At 71.3% G+C, this 18,146-nt stretch carries 15 protein-coding genes; 9 read left to right on the forward strand and 6 right to left on the reverse strand.

Annotated features, from left to right (window positions below; genetic code table 11):
* Positions 1–110 precede the first annotated feature (110 nt).
* From FHP29_RS05925 to FHP29_RS05935, 3 genes are read right to left on the reverse strand one after another with little or no spacing between them, the layout of a single operon-like run.
* Positions 111–875 carry an amino acid ABC transporter ATP-binding protein gene (locus tag FHP29_RS05925; protein WP_139621938.1) on the reverse strand — a complete coding sequence of 255 codons (765 nt, stop codon included), beginning with the start codon at positions 873–875 and terminating at the stop codon, positions 111–113.
* Entirely contained in the window at positions 872–1,678 is an 807-nt protein-coding gene (locus FHP29_RS05930) for an amino acid ABC transporter permease (RefSeq protein ID WP_192903977.1), read from the reverse strand. The genes FHP29_RS05925 and FHP29_RS05930 overlap by 4 nt, the downstream gene beginning before the upstream one ends.
* Before the next feature lie 37 nt (positions 1,679–1,715).
* A complete protein-coding gene (locus tag FHP29_RS05935) occupies positions 1,716–2,507 on the reverse strand; it encodes an ABC transporter substrate-binding protein (RefSeq protein ID WP_139621939.1) in 792 nt (263 codons plus the stop codon).
* A gap of 200 nt (positions 2,508–2,707) precedes the next feature.
* Between FHP29_RS05935 and FHP29_RS05940 the strand changes: the two genes are divergently transcribed.
* Positions 2,708–3,286: a GNAT family N-acetyltransferase gene (locus FHP29_RS05940; RefSeq protein WP_139621940.1), complete on the forward strand. Its 579-nt coding sequence runs from the start codon at positions 2,708–2,710 to the stop codon at positions 3,284–3,286.
* A gap of 3 nt (positions 3,287–3,289) precedes the next feature.
* Here the strand turns inward: FHP29_RS05940 and FHP29_RS05945 are convergent, their stop codons facing one another.
* Positions 3,290–3,733 (reverse strand): hotdog fold thioesterase, encoded by a 444-nt coding sequence (locus tag FHP29_RS05945; protein WP_139621941.1) that lies wholly within the window; start codon positions 3,731–3,733, stop codon positions 3,290–3,292.
* Between the two features lie 41 nt (positions 3,734–3,774).
* On the opposite strand from FHP29_RS05945, the gene polA reads away from it, so the two are divergent.
* On the forward strand, positions 3,775–6,492 hold the full coding sequence (polA, locus tag FHP29_RS05950) for a DNA polymerase I (protein WP_205013908.1): 2,718 nt from the start codon (positions 3,775–3,777) through the stop codon (positions 6,490–6,492).
* On the opposite strand, the gene FHP29_RS05955 is transcribed toward polA, so the two are convergent.
* A complete protein-coding gene (locus FHP29_RS05955; protein ID WP_139621942.1) occupies positions 6,489–7,721 on the reverse strand; it encodes an oligosaccharide flippase family protein in 1,233 nt (410 codons plus the stop codon). The genes polA and FHP29_RS05955 overlap by 4 nt on opposite strands.
* A gap of 170 nt (positions 7,722–7,891) precedes the next feature.
* Between FHP29_RS05955 and FHP29_RS05960 the strand changes: the two genes are divergently transcribed.
* Together FHP29_RS05960 and FHP29_RS05965 are read left to right on the forward strand one after the other, a co-directional pair.
* Positions 7,892–8,425 carry a hypothetical protein gene (locus FHP29_RS05960; RefSeq protein ID WP_139621943.1) on the forward strand — a complete coding sequence of 178 codons (534 nt, stop codon included), beginning with the start codon at positions 7,892–7,894 and terminating at the stop codon, positions 8,423–8,425.
* A complete protein-coding gene (locus FHP29_RS05965; protein ID WP_139621944.1) occupies positions 8,422–10,683 on the forward strand; it encodes a hypothetical protein in 2,262 nt (753 codons plus the stop codon). The genes FHP29_RS05960 and FHP29_RS05965 overlap by 4 nt, the downstream gene beginning before the upstream one ends.
* 36 nt (positions 10,684–10,719) lie before the next feature.
* Here FHP29_RS05965 and FHP29_RS05970 read toward each other — a convergent pair whose 3' ends face one another.
* Positions 10,720–11,562, reverse strand: a complete 843-nt coding sequence (locus FHP29_RS05970) for a class I SAM-dependent methyltransferase (RefSeq protein WP_338036839.1) — start codon at positions 11,560–11,562, stop codon at positions 10,720–10,722.
* A gap of 148 nt (positions 11,563–11,710) precedes the next feature.
* Between FHP29_RS05970 and rpsA the strand changes: the two genes are divergently transcribed.
* The 5 genes from rpsA (at position 11,711) to speB (ending at position 17,970) form a co-directional block, all read left to right on the forward strand.
* On the forward strand, positions 11,711–13,198 hold the full coding sequence (rpsA, locus tag FHP29_RS05975) for a 30S ribosomal protein S1 (RefSeq protein ID WP_139621945.1): 1,488 nt from the start codon (positions 11,711–11,713) through the stop codon (positions 13,196–13,198).
* A gap of 121 nt (positions 13,199–13,319) precedes the next feature.
* On the forward strand, positions 13,320–14,330 hold the full coding sequence (locus FHP29_RS05980; RefSeq protein ID WP_139621946.1) for a zinc metalloprotease: 1,011 nt from the start codon (positions 13,320–13,322) through the stop codon (positions 14,328–14,330).
* A 204-nt stretch (positions 14,331–14,534) separates the two neighbouring features.
* Complete coding sequence (locus FHP29_RS05985) at positions 14,535–15,476, forward strand: helix-turn-helix domain-containing protein (protein ID WP_139621947.1); 942 nt, start codon at positions 14,535–14,537, stop codon at positions 15,474–15,476.
* 11 nt (positions 15,477–15,487) lie between these two features.
* Positions 15,488–16,840, forward strand: coding sequence for a helix-turn-helix domain-containing protein (locus FHP29_RS05990; protein ID WP_139621948.1), 1,353 nt, complete (start codon positions 15,488–15,490; stop codon positions 16,838–16,840).
* Positions 16,841–17,031: 191 nt separating this feature from the next.
* Positions 17,032–17,970: an agmatinase gene (gene speB / locus FHP29_RS05995; protein WP_139621949.1), complete on the forward strand. Its 939-nt coding sequence runs from the start codon at positions 17,032–17,034 to the stop codon at positions 17,968–17,970.
* Positions 17,971–18,146 lie beyond the last annotated feature (176 nt).

Genomic DNA, 18,146 nt, shown 5'->3' on the forward strand with positions numbered 1-18,146 from the left:
GGCCGCCTACCTCGGCGGCGACGTGTAGCGCGTCCCGCACGACGTACGACGTACGACGAAGGCCCCGGGCACGAGCCCGGGGCCTTCGTCGTACGGCGACAGCAGCCGCGCTACAGGACCTTCGAGAGGAAGGACTGGGTCCGCTCGTGCTGCGGGTTGGACAGCACGTCGACGGGGCGGCCCTCCTCGACGACGACTCCGCCGTCCATGAAGACCAGCTTGTCGCCGACCTCGCGGGCGAAGCCCATCTCGTGGGTGACGACCATCATGGTCATGCCCTCCTGGGCGAGGTCCTTCATCACCTCCAGGACGTCGCCGACCAGCTCGGGGTCGAGGGCGCTGGTGGGCTCGTCGAAGAGCATCATGTCGGGGTTCATCGACAGCGCCCGCGCGATCGCCACCCGCTGCTGCTGGCCGCCGGAGAGGTGGGCGGGGTAGGCCGACTCCTTCTCGGCGAGACCGACCTTCGCGAGGTTGCGCCGGGCGATCTCGACCGCCTCGTCCTTGCCCCGGCCGTGCACGCTGCGCTGGGCGAGGGTGAGGTTCTTGAGGACGGTCAGGTGCGGGAACAGGTTGAACTGCTGGAACACCATGCCGATGCGCGAGCGCACCTCGTCGAGGTCGGTCCTGCGGTCGCAGATGTCGACGCCCTCGATCAGGATCTCGCCCGCCGACGGCTCCTCCAGCCGGTTGACGCAGCGCAGCAGGGTCGACTTGCCGGAGCCGGACGGACCGATGACGCAGACCACCTGGCCGGAATCGACGTGGAAGTCGATGCCCTTGAGGACCTCGTGGCGGCCGTAGTGCTTGTGCAGGCCGCGCACCTCGATCGCCGGCGCGGGGGAGTAGCTCTGGGGGAGCCCGGACGCGGTCATCGGCTGGCCTTCCTCTGGCGGCGCTCGAGCGCGGCTACGAGCTGGGTGAGCGGGAGGGTGATGACGAGGTAGAGCAGTGCGGCCTGGATCAGGCTGGTCGCGGTGCCGGCCGACGGGCCGCTGGACAGGAAGTCTCGCGCCACGGAGGTCAGCTCGCGCTGGTCGGCCGCGGCGCCGAGCAGGAACAGCAGCGCGGTGTCCTTGATCAGCAGCACGAACTCGTTGGTCAGCGGCGGGATGACGATCCGGAAGGCCTGCGGGAGCACCACCTTGACGGTGGTGGCACCGGGCCGCATGCCCAGCGAGCGGGCGGCCTCGGTCTGGCCCTTCGGGACGGCCTGGATGCCGGCGCGCAGGGTCTCGGCCATGTAGGCGCCGGCCACCATGATGAGACCGATCAGCCCCGCCCCGATCGTGCCGCCCGGCGGGGTCCAGCCGAAGGCGATCGGCAGGCCGGTCGACATGAAGATCATGACGACCAGGGCCGGCAGGCCGCGGAAGAACTCGATGTACGCCGTCGCCAGCCAGCGGTAGGGCGCCACGGGCGAGAGCCGCATCAGCGCCAGCACCAGGCCGAGCGCGAGACCGCCGCCGAAGGCGATCGCGGTGTACTTGACGGTGTTGACCAGGCCGGTGCCGATCAGGTCGCCCCAGTTGCCGTCAGCCCAGCCGACGCCGTCCGGGTTCCAGAAGTTCTCCTTGATGACGGCCCAGTCGGCGACGACCGCCAGGACCACCACGGCCGCCACGAGCAGGGCGTACAGCGACACCTGGATCAGGAGGCCGCGTTCTCTTCGGGTCACCCCAAAGCTCCTCTCCGCGAAGGACGAGTGGATCCGGTCACTTCTCGGTCGAGAAGTACTTGTTGTAGATCTCGTCGTAGGTGCCGTCGCTGTGCATCTCCTCGAGGGCGCCGTTCACGTCCTCGACGAGCTGGGTGTTGCCCTTCTTGATGGCGAGGCCGTACGCCTCGTCGGTGTCGTAGGTCTCGACGACCTTGTACTGGCCGTCGGTGGTGTGGTCGAGGTTGACCGGGAGGTCCTGCAGCAGGGCCTGGACCTGGCCGGCCTTGATCGCCTGGAACATCTCCGCGTCGCTCGGGAAGGACACGACCTCGGCGCCCTTCGCGTTCTCCTCGGTGTAGGTCTTGCCCGTCGTGCCCTGCTGGACGCCCACCTTGACGCCCTTGAGGTCGCCGATCGAGGCGATCTTGCTGTCGGCCGCGACCAGCAGGGACTGCTTGGAGTCGTAGTAGCCGTCGGAGAAGTCGATGTTCTTCTTGCGGTCGTCGGTGATCGTCATCGCCGAGGCCGCGAGGTCGCACTGGCCGGCGTTGAGGGCCTGCCCGCTCTGGAGCGCGTCGAAGGAGGAGTCCTTGATCGCCAGCTTGAGGTCGAGCCGCTCGGCGACCTCGGAGACGATGTCGACGTCGAAGCCCTTGAAGCCGGTGTCGCTGGACTTGTCGAAGTCCTCGAACGGCGGGTAGGGGACGTCCGAGCACACCGTGAGCGTGCCCTTCTTGACGATGTCCGCGCCGCTGGCGGACTTGCCACCGTCGTCGGACCCGCAGGCGCTGAGGGCGAAGGTGGCGAGGGCGGTGAGGGTGAGGGCGGTGATGCGCGACTTGTGCATGAGCGGCACTCTAGGCCCCCCTCTCGGAGCCCCGCGAGGTAGTGTTGCAGGACACACTTCTCGGATCCGAGATTGATGGTTCACCGAGAGATGCGGGTGGGGGATCCCCCTGACGGCGGCATGCGGGTGCGCGTAGTGTTTCGCCCCGGACCGTTCGGGTCCGTTCGGTCGTAGTCGTGGGTCGAGCACAGGGGGACGGGATGAGTCGCTATTCGTTGACCACGCGGGTCGCCACGCGTGAGGACGCGCCCGTGCTCGCCGAGCTGTGGAGCGACGCCGTTCGCCGCGCCGACCGCTCCGAGCAGATCGCGGATCTCGAACTGGTCATCAAGGGCGCGGCGGCCTCGCCCGAGCAGCGGGTCGTGGTCGTGGAGTACGACGACCAGGTGGCCGGCGCCGTCCACCTCCGGATCGCCACGCTGTCGCCGATCAACCTCGAGCCGTGCGTCCAGTCGATCCATCCGCGGGTCTTCGACCACAGCCGGCGCCACGGCGTGGGGCACGCCCTGATGGAGGCCGCGACCGCGTTCGCAGAGGAGAACGGCATCCTGCACGTCGTCACCGCGGTCCCGCACTCCTCGCGCGAGTCCAACCGGTTCATGGCCCGGCTCGGCCTCGCGCCCGTGGTGATGTACCGCGTCGCCCCGACCGCGCTGCTGCGCACCAGGATCTCCCCGCAGCGACAGGCGCCGGGCGTCGACGGCACCCGGAGCCGGGTGCTGGCGGCGCGGCGCTCCCTGCGCCGCGCGCGCACCGAGCGACTCGCGCTCCCGGAGTAGCCCCTACTTCTTGCCCGGGTCGCGCTCCAGCAGCGCGCAGGTGATCCGCGAGGTGCACACCCGGCGACCGTCCTCGTCGCTGACGACGATCTCGAAGCTGGCCATGCTCCTGCCTCGGTGCAGCGGGGTGGTCACGCCGGTCACGAGGCCCTTCGTCGCCGAGCGGTGGTGCGTGGCATTGATGTCGACCCCGACGGCGTATCGGTCCGGTCCCGCGTGCAGGGCAGCGGCGGTCGAGCCGAGGGTCTCAGCCAGGACCACCGAGGCGCCGCCGTGCAGCAGGCCGTAGGGCTGGGTGTTGCCGTCGACCGGCATCGTCCCCACGACGCGGTCAGGGCTCACCTCGAGGAGCTCGATGCCCATCCGCTCGTTGAGGGCGCCCATGTTGGCGCGCATGAGGTCGGCGATCTCGTCGGCGTACTGGTCGGGGCTGGCGTCGGTCGTCATGGCACGAAACGATAGTCGGAGCGCCTCGGTAGAGTCGGCGGGTGCCCGCGACCCCCGACCCCGCGACCCCCGTCTCCGTGCGTCCACGACTGCTCCTCCTCGACGGTCACTCGCTGGCCTATCGCGCCTTCTTCGCCCTCCCGGTCGAGAACTTCTCGACGGCGACGGGGCAGAACACCAACGCGGTCTACGGCTTCACCTCGATGCTGGTCAACGTGCTGCGCGACGAGCAGCCCACCCACGTGGCCGTGGCCTTCGACGTGTCGCGGCAGACCTTCCGCACCGAGGAGTACTCCGAATACAAGGCCAAGCGCAACAAGACGCCGGGCGAGTTCAGCAGCCAGCTGCCGCTGATCGAGCGGATGCTGTCGTCCTTCTCGATCCCGTTCATCAAGGCGCCCGGCTACGAGGCCGACGACATCATCGCCACGCTGGTGACCCAGGCCCTGGCCGACGAGGAGAGCGGCCTGGAGGTGCTGATCCTCACCGGCGACCGCGACTCCATCCAGCTGGTCACCGACCGCTCGACCGTCCTCTACCCGATGCGCGGCGTCTCCGACCTGGCTCGGATGACCCCCGCGTTCGTCGAGGACAAGTACGGCGTGCCGCCGCACCGCTATCCCGAGCTCGCCGCCATCGTGGGCGAGACGTCCGACAACCTGCCGGGCGTCCCCGGCGTCGGTGCCGGCTTCGCCGCGAAGTGGATCAACACCTACGACGGCCTCGACAACGTGATCGCGCAGGCCGACAAGATCACCGGCAAGAAGGGTGAGGCGTTCCGCGAGCACCTGGGCGACGTCATCCGCAACCGACGTCTCAACGCGCTGGTGCGCGACCTCGACCTCGGCGTACGGATCGACGATCTCGTGCTGGGGGAGTGGGACCGATCCGCGGCCCTCGAGCTGCTCGACGAGCTGGAGTTCCGGGGCGAGCTGCGCACCCGGATCCTCGACGTCGTCGCGCCCACCGAGGACACCCCGGTCGAGCCCGGCGTCGAGGTCGACGGGTCCATCCTCGCCCCCGACGCGGTCGGCGCCTGGCTGAAGGAGGTCGGCGACGCGACGATCGGCCTGTCGGTGCGCGGCACGTGGGGCAGCGGCACCGGCCGGGCGACCGGGCTCGCGCTCGCGCTGGCGGACGGTCGCGCGGCGTACGTCGACGTCGACGCGATGAGCCCCGCCGACGACGCCGCGGTGGCGGCCTGGCTGGCCGACGCGGAGCGCCCGAAGGTCCTGCACAACGGGAAGGGTCCGCTCCTGGCGCTCGCCGCCCAGGGCTGGAGCCTCGCCGGCGTCGTCGAGGACACGGCGCTCGCCGCCTACCTCGTCGCCCCCGACCAGCGCTCCTACGACCTGGCCGACCTGTCCCTGCGCTTCCTGCACCGCGAGCTCGCGGCGGCCGAGGACGACGACCAGGGCATGCTCTTCGACGAGACCGACGACCACGGCGGCCAGGCCCGGGCCGCGATGGTGCAGGCCCGGGCGGCCCTCGACCTCTCCGCGGAGCTGGCCGACGAGGTGGAGCGGGCGGGTGGTCGCCGGCTGCTGACCGATGTCGAGATGCCGCTCGTCGGCGTGCTCGCCGGGATGGAGCAGACCGGCATCGCCATCGACGTGGACCACCTCGAGGGGCTGGAGGCGCACTTCGGCGAGGAGGTCCGGGCCGAGGCCGAGGCGGCGTACGACGTGATCGGCAAGGAGATCAACCTCGGCTCACCCAAGCAGCTGCAGGTCGTCCTCTTCGACGAGCTCGGGATGCCGAAGACCAAGCGCACCAAGACCGGCTACACCACCGATGCGGACGCCCTGCAGAAGCTGGCCGTGCTCAGTCCCCACCCGTTCCTGCTGCACCTGCTGCGCCACCGCGAGGTCATCCGGCTGCGGCAGACCATCGAGGGACTCCTCAAGACGATCCAGCCGGACGGGCGCATCCACACGACCTTCCATCAGACGATCGCGGCCACCGGCCGTCTCTCCAGCACCGAGCCCAACCTGCAGAACATCCCGGTCCGCACCGAGGAGGGCCGCCGGATCCGCGAGAGCTTCGTGGTCGGTGGCGGCTACGAGTGCTTGATGACGGCCGACTACAGCCAGATCGAGATGCGCATCATGGCGCACCTCTCGGAGGACGACGCGCTCATCGAGGCCTTCCGCACCGGTCGCGACTTCCATGCCGAGACCGCGTCCCGGGTCTTCGACGTCGCGCCCGACGACGTCACCCAGGAGATGCGGGCCAAGATCAAGGCGATGAACTACGGGCTGGCCTACGGCCTGTCCGCCTTCGGCCTCTCCCAGCAGCTCGGCATCGAGACCGGCGAGGCCGCGAGCCTGATGACGGAGTACTTCGAGACCTTCGGCGGGATCCGCGACTACCTCACCGGGGTCGTCGACGAGGCCCGCCGCAGCGGCTTCACCGAGACCATCATGGGCCGCCGCCGCTACCTGCCCGATCTCACCAGCGACAACCGGATGCGCCGCGAGGCGGCCGAGCGGATGGCGCTCAACGCGCCGATCCAGGGCTCGGCGGCCGACCTGATCAAGGTCGCGATGCTGCGCACCGACGCCGCGCTGCGCAGCTCAGCGATGCGTTCGCGGATGCTGCTGCAGGTCCACGACGAGCTCGTGCTCGAGGTCGCCGAGGGTGAGCGCGACGCGCTCGAGGCGCTGGTCCGCGAGCAGATGGCCGGGGCGGCCGACCTGACCGTCCCTCTCGACGTCTCCGTCGGCACCGGCCGCTCCTGGCACGAGGCGGCGCACTAGTCGGTCCGGCGGTGGCGCACGGCCTGGAGGGCGATGAGGACGAGCAGCACCACCAGGTCGACCGTGCCCACGGTGGTGGCCAGGGCGGTCACGCCGGAGGCGGTCGCGCCGACGCCCACGAGCGCCAGCACGCCGGCGGCGACGAGATACTTCGTGGCGACGCCGCGGCTCGCCAGGCCGGCGTACACCAGTAGCTGGAGCAGGGCGAGCAGGGCGCCGAGCACCGCGAACAGCCACAGCCGGTCCTGCACACCGGCGTAGTCCTTGCCGCCGATGAAGACGAGGGCGAGGTCGGAGAGCAGGTAGGTCGCGGCGATGCAGGCCGCGCCGAGGGTGCTGAGGAAGGCCACGCCCTTGATCAGCGCGCCGCGGCTCTCCTCGCCCGTCGACATCGACGGGAAGAGGACGACGACGGCGAACTGCGGCAGGAACAGCACCGCCTTGGTGACGATCAGGCCGCCCGCGTAGAGACCGGCCTCGTGCTCGTCGAGGACGCTGCGGGCCACCACGATGTCGAGGTTCGACAGGGCGAAGAAGGCCAGCAGCGCCAGCGAGCCGGCCAGGGTCTCGCGCAGGACGTCGTGGCGGATCTCCGCCTCGCTGACGCTCGACGCGGGCCGCGGATGGCGGCCGAGCGCCCAGGCGCCCACGATCACCGGCACCCACGACGAGAGCAGGATCGCCAACATCGCGCTGGTCTCCGAGCGCCAGAGCAGCAGGAGCGCCACCGCCAGCACGATGCGCGGCACGCCGACCGCGAGATAGACCAGGCTCAGCGGCAACCACCGCCGCTCGCCCTGCAGGACCCCCGCCTGGGCGCCCGTCACGGTGACCGGTACGACGCTCAGCCCGAGGAGCAGCGCGGGCAGCAGGCCGTCGAGGCGCAACAGCCCGGTCACCAAGGGCGCGGCCGCCACAGTCGCGGTGCCGAGGACGAGCGCGGCGCGCCAGGCCGTGCGCAGGACGGCACCCTCGACGGCCGCGACATGCTCGGGATCCGCGGCGATGCGGCGGGCGGAGGTCGCCTGCAGGCCGAGCTGGAGCACCGAGAGGACCATCAGCAGCGCCATGACGCCGGCGAGGGCGCCGTACTGGCCGGGCCCGAGCAGTCGCGCGGAGACGATCTGGAAGCCGTAGGTGCCGAGATTCATCACGGCCATCGCGATGGCGATCCCGGCGCTGCTGCGCAGCAGCCGGGCGAGGCGGGGGGTCCGCACGGCGATGGTCATGCCCGGAAGCGTAGGGCGCGGACACGAGATCCTCCTGTTCGCCCCGCGTGAAGTGTGACGTTCGGCATCGATCTGCATATGCTTCGCCGAAATCTGTGCCCTTGGGAGGGGGCGCCGAGCCGGAGCGTCATCGGACCCGGGCTCGGAAATAGGGGAGGGAAGGCGTCAGCATGCGCAAATCACTGGCAACGGGCACGTTGCTGGCCGTGGCGGCCGTCGCGGTCGTCATCGGCAGTCAGTCGTTCGACCTGGGACTGGAGTCGGTCGCACTCATGGGTGCGGCCGTCGGAGCGGTGGTCGCCCTCGTGCCGGACCGCGGCCCGTACACGAGGCTGGCGGGATTCCTCGCCGGCTTCGTCATCGCCTGGCTCGGCTACGCCGTCCGGGCCGGATTCCTGCCGGACACCTCGAGCGGCCGGGCGGTCGTCGTGGCCATCGTCGTCGCACTGTGCGTCGCCGTGCCGATCGCGACCGGGGACAGAGTGCCCCTGTGGGCGCCCCTGCTGGGCGCGGCCGCGATGGCGGGCGCCTACGAGTTCACCTATGCCGCGGCACCCTCCGAGCTCGCCTCGAGCTCGGTCACCACAGCCACCTCGCTGCTGGTCACCGTCGCCGTCGGCTTCCTGGCCGGCGTCGCCATCGCACCGGCCGAGCCCGCCCGGCTCGACGAGATGCTCGACGACATGATGGAGCAGGCCCGATGAGCGCCCGCACCCGCACCCGATCCGTTCTCACCCTCGCGGCGGCGACGCTGGTCGCGCTCGGGACGAGCACCCCGGCGAACGCCGACGCGGGCGGTGACGTCGACGTCCTCAACACCGAGACCGTGCAGGTCTATCTGGACGCCGAGGGCGACATCAAGAGCCAGCGCGTCTACGAGCAGCTGGAGCTGAAGGGCACGGGCGAGGTGGACCTGCGCAACCCGGTCGCCACCGACGGCCTGCGCAATCTCGACGGGTTCTCGGGCTTCGACGTCAAGGACGGGGAGCAGGTGGTCCGCACCACCGTCGAGGGCGAGAAGCAGCTGCGGACCGTGAGCGACTTCGACGGCCGCCTGCCGCTGAAGATCGGCGTCGCCTACACCCTGGACGGCAAGTCGGTCGAGCCCGGCGACATCGTCGGGAGGTCCGGCTCGCTCGAGGTGAGGTTCACCGTCGAGAACGTGACCGGCGAGGAGCGGCAGCTGTCGGTCTCCGACGGCGAGGGCGGCACGGTCTCGACGACCGCTGAGGTACCGATCCCGATCGTGGGCTCCCTGACCACCGTCACGCCCGCCACCTTCGACGACGTGAGGTCCGGACAGGCCAACATGGCCGGTGACGGACGCGGCGGCATGAAGCTGTCCTTCACGATGACGCTCTTCCCCCCGATCGGCTCCACGAAGGCCGAGTTCGGCTACACGGCGAAGATCAAGGACGGGGTCGTGCCCCGGGTCGACGTCTCGGCGCTGCCGGTGAACCCGCTGGAGAGCCCGTCGTTCAAGACGGCGGCCGCCAGCTACCAGGGCGGAGCGGACACCGGCGCCGAGCTCACGGCCGGTGCGACCGAGATCGACAGCAACCTGCTCAGGCTCCGCGACGGCGCGGCCGAGCTGCTCGCCGGCCTCATCCAGCTCAACGACGGCGCGGGGCGCCTGGCTGACGGCACCACCCAGCTGGACGAGGGAGCCGGGAAACTGGCCGACGGGACCACCAAGGTGAAGGACGGTGCGGGCGACGCGGCGGACGGCAGTCGCCAGCTGACCGACGGGCTGAAGAGGATCGACGGCGGTCTGGACCAGCTCGCCGACGCGAAGTCGGGACTGCCCACGGCCGAGAACGGCATCAAGCAGCTCCGCGACGGCATCGCGATCATCAGCGCCGGACTGGGCGACCCGAGCGATCCCAAGTCGCTCATCGGCGGGCTCAAGGCACTGGGCGACGGGCTCGGCACCGCCGAGGCAGGAACCGGTCGGCTGGCCGCCGGCATGGACCAGCTGCGCGGCGCAGGCGGTCTCGCCGCCGCCAGGGCCGGAGTCGACGACGTGCGATCGGGCCTGGTGGACGCGACGCGGGACGGCGGAAGCATCGACAGCCTGCTCCAGGGACTCGGCCTGATCAGCGCGGCGGTCTGTCCCCAGGTCCCGGGACCGCTCCCCAACGGCGCCACCTGCGCGCAGGTGGTGGGCCAGCTGATCGCCGGCGCTACGCAGAGCAGGACCAACCTCGACGCGGCGGCGAGCGGCCTGCTCAAGGTGTCGAGCGGTCTCGGCGCCGCCATCGCGACCCTCTCGCCGAGCGGCTCGTGCGACCCGGCCGCTCCGACCCTCCGATGCGGGCTCAGCGCGTTGGCTGGTGGCCTCAGCCACGCGAAGGCCGGTGCCGGTGACCTGCAGGCCGGCGCCCAGCGGGCCAAGGGGGGCATCGCCCAGGTCGACGGCGGTCTGCGCACCCTGGCCGCCGGCATCGCCGAGGCCGTCTCCGGCGTGCTGCAGCTCTCCAACGGAGCCGACAAGGCCCACGCGGGCAGCTCCGACCTCACCGACGGCCTGTCCCGGCTCGCCGACGGCGCCGGTGAGCTGAACGACGGCGCCGGCAAGCTGGCCGACGGCACCGGGGAGCTGGACGCGGGCGCCCGGAAGCTGGCCGACGGCACCGACCAGGCGGTCGACGGCGCGCCTCGGCTCCGGGACGGCGCACAGAGGCTGTCGGACGAGGGGACCAGCAAGCTGGTCGACGCCGGTGCGAGCACGACGCAGAACTACGGCCAGATGGTCGCCGTGCTCAACGCCGGCGCGGAGCGCGCGCAGAGCGAGAACATGGCCTACGGCGCCCCGAAGGGCTCGACCGGCCTGACGGCGTACACCTACGTCATCGAGGGTGACGACGGCGAGGGCGGGCGCAATCTCGCCCGCGGTCTGACCGGCGTGCTCCTGCTGGGCGCCGGAGCGGGCGTGCTGGCCCTGAGGCGCCGACTGGGCTGAGCCAGGCTCTGGGTGTGGGTGTGGGTGTGGGGCCGGTCAGGCCAGGTCGGCGCCGAAGATGGCCGTGCCGGGCGTGAGCCGGCCGCGCGTCCCGGACCACCCACCCCAGAGCCGCTCGTGACCCTCGGGCCACTCCGGCTCCAGCAGCGTGGTCAGCCGGAAGCCCGCGCCCGCCAGGAGCGCGACCCAGTCGCCGAGGGTGCGGTGGTGCTCGACGTACGCCGTCGCGCCGGTCTCGTCGTCGACCTCCACATAGGGGGTGCGGTCCCAATAGGACTGGGTCGCGGTCAGACCCTCCTCGCCGGGGTCGTCGGGGAACATCCACCGGGTCGGGTGGGTGATCGAGAACGCGAACCGCCCACCCGGGCGCAGGACGCGCGCGGTCTCGGCGACCGCGCGATCGATGTCGGCGACGAACTGCAGCGCGCCGAAGGAGGAGAAAACGACGTCGAAGACGTCGTCGGCGAAGGGGAGCGCGGTCGCGGTGGCGAGGACGCTGGGCACCACGACCCCGCTGTCCTCGTCGATGCGTCGGGAGTGCTGCAGCTGGCGCAGGGACAGGTCGAGTCCGACCGCCCGTCCGCCCTGGCTGCGGACCCATCGGGAGCACTGGCCGGCGCCGGAGCCCACCTCCAACACGTCGCGGTCGCGGATCTCGCCGAGGATCCGGGCGGCCTGCTCGGTCAGCCCCTCGGGGCCCCACACGAAGCCGATGTCGCCGAGGAAGCCGCCGTGGGTCGCCTGGTACTCGTCGGCGTAGCGGTCCCAGTCCGCGCCGTTGGCCCGGCGCGACTCGTCCTCGTCGGCGCCCCGCCGGTGGGCGGTCACGGGTGGGTGGGGCCACGGGCCTCCGGGCTGCACGTCCTGCAGGTCCTGCACGCTGGCCAACGATAGTCGTCGCCGGTTGGACTCGCGCGTGCGGCGGCGCGTACTCTGGAACGTCTGTGTTCTCGCCTGCCCTGCGGGCGGCGGTCGCACGACGCATCATTCCGACTACTTCTGCCCACCACAAGGACTGACCGACTACATGACGAGCACCCTCTCGACCCCGCTGCCGAGCTCCTACGATGACAACGCGCCCCAGGTCGCGATCAACGACATCGGCTCGGAGGCGGACTTCCTGGCCGCCATCGACCAGACCATCAAGTACTTCAACGACGGCGACATCGTCGACGGCACCATCGTCAAGGTGGACCGCGACGAGGTCCTGCTGGACATCGGCTACAAGACCGAGGGCGTCATCCCCTCGCGTGAGCTGTCGATCAAGCACGACGTCGACCCGTCCGAGGTCGTCCAGGTGGGCGACAAGGTCGAGGCCCTGGTCCTCCAGAAGGAGGACAAGGAGGGTCGCCTGATCCTGTCCAAGAAGCGCGCCCAGTACGAGCGCGCCTGGGGCACGATCGAGGAGATCAAGGAGGCCGACGGCGTCGTCGAGGGCACCGTCATCGAGGTCGTCAAGGGCGGCCTCATCATCGACATCGGCCTGCGCGGCTTCCTGCCCGCCTCGCTCGTCGAGATGCGCCGCGTCCGCGACCTGCAGCCCTACGTCGGCCAGACGCTCGAGGCGAAGATCATCGAGCTCGACAAGAACCGCAACAACGTGGTCCTGTCGCGCCGCGCCTGGCTCGAGCAGACCCAGTCCGAGGTTCGCCACGGCTTCCTCACCCAGCTCCAGAAGGGCCAGATCCGCAAGGGTGTCGTGTCCTCGATCGTCAACTTCGGTGCGTTCGTGGACCTCGGCGGCGTCGACGGTCTCGTCCACGTCTCGGAGCTGTCCTGGAAGCACATCGACCACCCGTCCGAGGTCGTCACCGTGGGCGACGAGGTCACCGTCGAGGTCCTCGACGTCGACATGGACCGCGAGCGCGTCTCCCTGTCGCTGAAGGCGACCCAGGAGGACCCGTGGCAGCACTTCGCCCGGACCCACCAGATCGGTCAGATCGTCCCGGGCAAGGTCACCAAGCTCGTCCCGTTCGGCTCGTTCGTGCGGGTCGAGGAGGGCATCGAGGGCCTGGTGCACATCTCCGAGCTGGCCGAGCGCCACGTGGAGATCCCCGAGCAGGTCGTCCAGGTCAACGACGACGTCATGGTCAAGATCATCGACATCGACCTCGAGCGTCGCCGGATCTCGCTGTCCCTCAAGCAGGCCAACGAGACCGCGGCCGCCGCGGACGTCGAGGAGTTCGACCCCACGCTGTACGGCATGGAGGCGACCTACGACGACCAGGGCAACTACATCTACCCCGAGGGCTTCGACCCCGAGACGGGCGAGTGGCTCGAGGGCTTCGACGAGCAGCGTGCGAAGTGGGAGGAGCAGTACGCCAAGGCGCACGCTCGCTGGGAGGCCCACGTCAAGCAGCAGGCCGACGCCAAGCAGGCCGAGATCGAGGCCGGCGAGGCCAACACCTACTCCTCGGCCCCGGCCGAGGACAGCACCAACGGTGGTGGCGGCTCGCTCGCTTCCGACGAGGCGCTCCAGGCGCTTCGCGAGAAGCTGACCGGCGGCAGCAACTGACGCGGTTCCGCATCGACCACGAAGGCCCCGACCACCAGGTCGGGGCCTTCGGGCTTCTCACCGGACCTCATCGCGGCTCCGGGCGGTTTCCAGCAGGGCTGTGCTGGGAAGATCGCCCTGCGTGAGACTCGCCGCCCGTCGTACCGCGCTCGTCCTCGTCGCTCTGGTCGCCCTGCTGGCGCCCCTCCTCGTCTCGTCGCCGGCCGAGGCGGGACGGCGTACCCGGGTCGTCGCGGTCTTCTCGGCCACGCAGGTCGCTCTGGGGACACCGGTCACCGTCACCGGTGTGGTCAAGGATCGCGGCAAGCGCAAGCGCAAGGTCGTGCTGGAGCAGCGGATCAGGGGTGGCTGGCGCACGGTGTCGAAGGGGCGGACCACCCGCACCGGCGCCTTCGCCCTGCCCGTCGACACGTCCTGGCTGTACACGACGAGACTGCGGGTCCGGGCACCGCGTGCCAAGGGGGCCGGCCCGGACACGTCGAAGGCCACCTGGGTGACCGTCTCGCCGGGGTACGCGCCGGCCGGCGACCCGAACGCGTGGTCACCCATCACGCAGGGCATGCGCACCCGCTTCAACCCCTGCCGATCGATCCGGTACCAGATCCGCCCCGGCCTGTACGGCGCAGGCTTCGTCTCCGCGGTCAGCGCCGCCCTCGCCGACGTCACCGCGGCCACCGGGCTGCGGTTCGTCGACCGGGGTCTCACCGACCTGATCCCGCGCAACCAGGGTGGACCGTGGCCGGCGAAGGTCGACCTGATCCTCGCGGCGACGACGGTGGCCGAGTCCGCTGCCACCGGGTCCCCTCTGGAGAGCACCACCGGCGGCCGGGCGGGCCCGCACAAGACGACCTGGGGTCGCGATCCCCGAGGGCGGGTCGCGCTGGTGAAGTCGGCCCACGTGTGGATCAACTCGACGCCCGCCAGTCCGATGACTCCGAACCGGCTGTTGCAGATCCTCAAGCACGAGATCGCGCACGCGATCGGGCTCGGTCACACCGAGTCCCCGGGGCAGTACATGAACACCTCGACCGCGGCGTTCGCCTCGCTGCCGCTGCGCGGCTGGGGTGCGGGCGACCTGACCGGGCTCGCCCGGCAGGGTCTGCAGGGCGGGTGCGTGCGCCGCCTCAGGTGATCAGTCGAACCACAGCGGCTGGCGGCGCACGCGCAGGCCGTCGTGGCGGGCCCAGGCGACGAGGGCGTAGAGGCCGGACAGGAGCAGGAGGAGGATCAGTGCGGTGGTCATGGCAGTAATCATGCTCTCGTGATATTTCTGCCACCAGTGGCAGAGATGACGTCCTCCGTTGATTTCCTGCCAGCCGCCTGGGAGAGTGATCGGGTGCTGACCAACGTGGCCGTGATCGCCTTCGACGGCGTCGCCCCCTTCGAGCTGGGCATCCTGTGCGAGGCCTTCGGCATCGACCGCACCGATGACGGGGTGCCGCCGATCGACTTCGCCGTGTGCGCCGAGGACGACCGCCCCCTGCGGACGTCGATGGGCTTCACGATGCAGGCCGCGCACGGCCTGGACCGCCTCGCCGAGGCGGACCTCATCGGGATCCCGGCGATCAAGGAGGTGGACGCGTCCGACGCGGTGCTCGACGCGATCCGCGCCGCCCACGACCGGGGCGCGCGGCTGATGTCGGTCTGCAGCGGCTCGTTCGTCCTGGGCCAGGCGGGCCTGCTCGACGGCATCGAGTGCACCACCCACTGGATGCACACCGAGCGGCTCCAGCGGCTCTTCCCGTTGGCCAAGGTGATCCCCGAGGTCCTCTACGTCGACGCCGGCCAGATCGTCACCGGCGCCGGCAGCGCCGCCGGCCTCGACGCCGCGCTCCACATCTGGCGCCAGGAGTACGGCGCCGCCGTGGCCAACGTCGTCGCGCGCCGGGCGGTCGTGCCGCCGTACCGCGACGGCGGGCAGGCGCAGTACATCGCGCGCGCCGTGCCGGACTGCGACGCCGACACGCTGCGCCCCCTGCTCACCTGGATCCTGGAGAACCTCGGCGCCGACCACTCGGTCGAGGCGCTCGCCAAGCGGGCGCTGATGTCGCCGCGCACGTTCGCCCGCCGCTTCCGCGAGGAGACCGGAACCACCCCGCACCACTGGGTCACCCGCCAGCGCGTCGCGGCGGCGGAGGAGCTGCTCGAGCGCACCGAGCAGCCGGTCGAGTGGATCGCGAGCGAGGTCGGCTTCGGCAACGCAGCGACCCTGCGCCACCACTTCGTGCGGGTGCGCGGCGTGAGCCCGCAGATCTACCGCCGCCAGTTCGCCTGCTGAGCGGGGGAGAGGTGCTGCTCCGCGAGCTGCTCGACGATCCTGCGCTGGGCCTGGAGGTCCTCGCCCCCGGCGCGCCCGACCGCGAGGTCCGCTGGGTGCACAGCATCGAGGTGGCCGATCCGGGCGCCTACCTGCGCGGCGGCGAGGTCGTGCTGACCACCGGCTCGTGGGAGCGGCTCGGCCGCGCGCCGGCAGCGTGGGTCGAGGAGGTCGCCGCGGCCGGCGCGATCGCGATCGGCTTCGGCCGGCTCGAGGCCGCCGACCAGCCGCCTGCCGAGCTCGTCGGCGCCGCCGCGGCTCGCGGCCTGACCTTCTTCGTCGTCCCCGTCGCGGTGCCGTTCGTCCAGCTCGCGGAGGTGTTCATCGCCGCCAAGCGGGTCGAGTGGGAGGCGCCGCTGCGCCGCCAGCTCGAGCACCACGGCGCGATCGTGGCCGCCCTGCGCGCCGAGCGGGGCGTCGACTCGGTCCTGCGGGTGCTGCGTCGCCGGCTCGGACTCGAGGTCGCGGTCGTGGCGGGTACGACGACCCACGGTCCCGTCCCCGCGGGCGGCTGCCCGGTCGCCCTCATCGGCGAGGGTCTCGCCGACGATTCGTTGGTCCTGCCGCGTCCGCTCGCCGAGCTCGACGTCGACGTCCAGGCGGCGGTCTCCAGCGCGATGCCCTTCCTCGCGCTCGAGCTCGAGCGCGAGCGCGCCGTGCGCGCCACCGAGCAGCGCTACGCCTGGGAGGTCGTGGAGTGGATCGCGACCGGGGTGTCCGCCGCTGCCGTGACCGCGCGCCTCGAGCTGCTCGGCGTGCCCCTCGAGCGCACCCTGCGCTGCGTGGTCGCCCGCGGTGCGGGCCCGGAGGAGGTCCAGGCCGCGTTGGCGCCGTACCTCATCGTGGAGCGGTCCGACGACGTGGTGTGCCTCGTCGACGCGGACGCGCCGCGCGTCGAGCTGGCCGGATATGTCGGCGTCGGGCAGGCGGTGCCGATCGCGGAGCTGCGGGTCAGCCTGCTCCAGGCTCGACATGCCGCCGACGCCCTCGTCGCGCGCGGCGCGGAGGGCTGGCTGACCCACGAGGAGCTCGCGAGCCCGGCCGTGCTGCTCGCCGCCCAGGACCCCGCGGTGCTGCACGCGCTCGCGCGCACGGTGCTGGGCGGGGTCCTCGACAGCGACCGCGACCGCGGCACCGAGCTGGTGGCGAGCCTGCGCTCGTTCCTCGAGCGCGGCGGGCGGTGGCAGGAGACGGCGGACGCGCTGCACGTGCACATCAACACGCTGCGCCACCGGATGAAGCGGGTCGAGGAGCTGACCGGTCGCTCACTGGCCTCGACGGCCGACCGGGTCGACCTGTTCCTCGCCCTGCGCGCGCTCGCGTGAGACGCCGCGTTGGAGGATCCGCCAACGGTCCTCGTCGAGATTGGACGATCAGCCGCTGCCACCGTCCGCGTGGTGTGCGTCACGCTGAGCGCGTACCCCGAGTCTTCTGGATGCGCCGAGGAGCACCCGATGAACCAACCGCACTATGACGTCGTCGTGATCGGAGCCGCCGAGATCCTGGGAGGCGTGGCATGACCGTCGGACCCGTCGATGCGACCCAGATCCCGCGCTACGCGGGGGACACCACCTTCGCCCGGCTGCCGCGACTGAGCGACGTCGGGGACGCCGACACCGTGATCTGGGGGGTGCCCTTCGACGGCGGTGTCTCCTATCGCCCCGGCGCCCGGTTCGGACCGAACCACATCCGGCAGTCCTCCCGCCTGCTGCGCCCCTACAACCCGGCCAACGACACCGAGCCGTTCAACCGCGCGCAGGTCGCCGACGCCGGCGACCTCGGGGCCAACCCGTTCTCGCTCGACGAGGCCATCGCCGCCGTCGAGAACGGTGCCCGCGAGCTCTCCGGCACCTCCCGGACGCTGCTCACCATCGGCGGCGACCACACCATCGCCCTGCCCCTGCTGCGCGTGCAGAACGAGCGCCACGGACCCATCGCCGTCCTCCACTTCGACGCGCACCTCGACACGTGGGACACCTACTTCGGTGCGCCCTACACGCACGGCACACCCTTCCGCCGTGCCTCCGAGGAGGGCCTGATCGACTTCGACCACGCGATGCACGTCGGCATCCGCGGTCCGCTCTACAGCAAGCTCGACCTCGACGAGTCGGAGCGACTCGGCTTCTCCGCCGTGCACGCCCGCGACTTCGTCCGCTCGCCCATCGACGACATCATCAACCGGATGCGCGATCGGCTCGGCGACCGTCCGGTCTACGTCTCCCTCGACATCGACGTCCTCGACCCGGCGCACGCCCCCGGCACCGGCACCCCCGAGGCCGGCGGCCTCTCCAGCGCCCAGCTGCTCGAGGTGCTCCGCGGACTCGAGGGCCTCAACGTCGTCGGCGCCGACATCGTCGAGGTCTCCCCGGCGTACGACCACGCCGAGATCACCGGCATCGCCGCCGCGCACGTGGCCTACGAGCTGCTCTCGGTGCTGCCGGGCAAGCCCGCCTGACCCGAGGTCGGCTATCCGGTCTCCTGCGGGCGCGATGGCTGGGTCGTCAGTCCCTCACCAGGTGCGCGCCCACACGCAGTAGTCCGCGGCACGCAGGCGCTCGAGGGCACCGGGGGAGAGCGGCTCGGCGGCGTCGATGACGACGTAGCCGAGGCCCTCCTTGGTGGAGAGCAGCT

The organism is Nocardioides albidus (assembly GCF_006335005.1).
GTDB classification, from domain to species: domain Bacteria; phylum Actinomycetota; class Actinomycetes; order Propionibacteriales; family Nocardioidaceae; genus Nocardioides; species Nocardioides albidus.